Origin of the sequence: Synechococcus sp. R6-5 (assembly GCF_047461775.1) — a bacterium.
GTDB lineage: Bacteria > Cyanobacteriota > Cyanobacteriia > Thermostichales > Thermostichaceae > Thermostichus.
In genome coordinates this window covers 1-2,169 of sequence record NZ_JANSHV010000378.1, presented here as the reverse complement: position 1 = coordinate 2,169, position 2,169 = coordinate 1, and the positions used below count along the sequence as shown (strand labels likewise).

Here is a 2,169-nt window from a genome sequence, read left to right as displayed (position 1 = left end):
TGGATCCCCTCAGTTGATCCACCATTTGCTTCACCAAGGCCAAGTCTAGATCGGTACTCCCTTCCTTAGCCCACACTGCGGAGCCCTAGCAAAGCAAAAAGCCCCCAGGCAGGGTAATCACCTCTCCTGAGGGCCAAACCCCCTCAAATCCCAGGTAGGTTAAGCCTGAACTCTGCTCGGCTCGTAGAAGACTTTGGGCAGAGATCGAGCAAACTTCGAGAAATCAGCCCTTGACTTGCGCGAACCATAATCTGCCTTTAAGTCAGAACGATTGAAAGCTATCTTCTCTCTTGCGGGCTCGTAGAAGATCCACCTCCTAAGGGTGTAGTTCACTTCATAGAGAGTTTGCCGAACGCCGTTTATCAACGATAGAGATCTGGAGCTGGGAGCCTTTGGCGGCTGATACCAGTAGATATCCTCGGGAGATACAGATAGAGGCTCTGGACCTGCAAAGGGCGGCTCGTAAAAAGTTGCAAAGTCAGGCTGAGGTCGGCACTGAAATTGAACCTGATACACCGACTGAGAGGTCATTTCCTGCCGACTCTGCTGCCAAAGCTGCAGCATCTTGCCGACATCAAATCCCATCGCTCGCTGAAAATGCCACAGGGATCCTTGTAGAAAAAAGAAGGCTAAGTAGAAGTGAGCATTCGCCAGCCAAACCCTTGAGGAGTAGTTCCACGCTCCCGTTTGATTTGGATCGAAGTAGTAAGGAGTAAAGGCGGATTTCAGCTCCAGGGTGGGGCCGTAAAACTCCACCGGGTAGGCCAGCGAGTTAAACCCACAGTAGTAAGAAGCCGCAAAACCGGCTAGGGCGATGCCGAATAGAGAGTAGGAGAGGATCCCATCTGCTGAGAAGAGAAAGCGAGCTTTAACCCACTCAAACGGCGGAACCAGGATATGCCACACCCCTCCCAACAAGAGAAGAGCTCCCACATAGATATGGCCCCCCACCAAGTCTTCCAAATTATTGACATCAAACAGGTGGGTGCGGTAGTTCCAAAGGGTGGCAAAGTCCAAAGTTGGAGCCGTAACCAGGCGTACCTGACCGGTGTTGGCGTCATACAGCCCCCCGAACACCATCGCCTTGGCCACCAACAATAGGGATCCCAGGCCCAAAATCAGTAGGTGGTGCCCCAAAATCACTCCCAACGTTTTGGCATCATCCCAAGTGAAGTGAAACTTGGCAGCCCTGCCGAATTCCATATCTAAGCTGGGGGGAAGTTGGGTTTGGTGGAAGTAGGCTCCTCCAGCCAACACGCCGGCAGCCACCAGGTGAATTGAGGCAATGGCCACATAGGGAAAGGTATTGACGATCTGGCCACCGGGGCCAACCCCCCACCCCAATGTGGCCAAGTGGGGCAGCAAAATCAGCCCTTGCTCGTACATGGGCCGCTCTGGCGAGAACTTGGCCAGCTCAAACAAGGTAAAGCCCCCCGCCCAAGCCATGATCAAGGCCGCATGGGCCACATGCGCCACGATAAAAGTATTAGAGAGGTTCATCAATCGAGCGTTACCTGACCACCAGGGGTAGCCCGATGGGTGCATCTTTTTGGCATTCATAGATAGCTCCTCAGTGAGCCCTCAAAAATACAGGCACGTTTAGCTCAGACCGGCAATGATATGGTCAAGATAAACGGCCATTTCTTGACTTGCCTCTGTGTCGAGACTTTCGGTCAGGACCTCTTTCATGGCATTGAGGGCCTGAATGACGCGATCGATGGGAACGCCGAGGGTGATGTAAGTTTCTTTTAAACCCTGCAACACGCGCTCATCCAAAATTGAGGGATCGGCAGCCAACATGGCGTAGGTGGCATAGCGTAGAAAATAGGTCAGGTCCCGCAAGCAAGCCGCGTAGCGCCGAGTAGGGTACATATTGCCCCCCGGTAGGGTAATATCCCCGTAGAGCAAGCTCTTGGCAACCGTTTTGCTGATAATGCTGCTGGCGCTGGAGCTGATGGTTTTGGCCGCCTTGACGCGCATGTTGCCACTCTGGAAATAGCGATTTAATTGTTCCAGAGCTGCGGCATCTAAGTAAGAGCCTTTCTCATCGGCGGGGTTAATCAGGGAAGTGATGGTATCTTTCATGGATTTTTCTCCTCTAAGCACTAGTAGGGACTGATTTCTTGAGGCAATTGGGCAAATGCTGTTCGCGTTAGCGGGACGGAGTCC

Annotated in this window: 1 protein-coding gene and 1 pseudogene; both read right to left on the bottom strand. The window is 52.7% G+C overall.

Translation table 11 applies throughout. From position 1 onward, the window contains the following. Window positions 1-573: 573 nt before the first annotated feature. Window positions 574-1,560 (bottom strand): annotated as a pseudogene (locus NW818_RS13855) (chlorophyll a/b binding light-harvesting protein); the annotation flags it as partial. Between the two features lie 39 nt (window positions 1,561-1,599). Beyond that, window positions 1,600-2,085, bottom strand: a complete 486-nt coding sequence (locus tag NW818_RS13850; protein WP_099812041.1) for an allophycocyanin subunit beta — start codon at window positions 2,083-2,085, stop codon at window positions 1,600-1,602. Window positions 2,086-2,169 lie beyond the last annotated feature (84 nt).

Coding starts and splice junctions, on each gene's coding strand:
- NW818_RS13850 (WP_099812041.1), bottom strand. CDS start 2,085: ATGAAAGATACCATCACTTCCCTGATTAACCCCGCCGATGAGAAAGGC.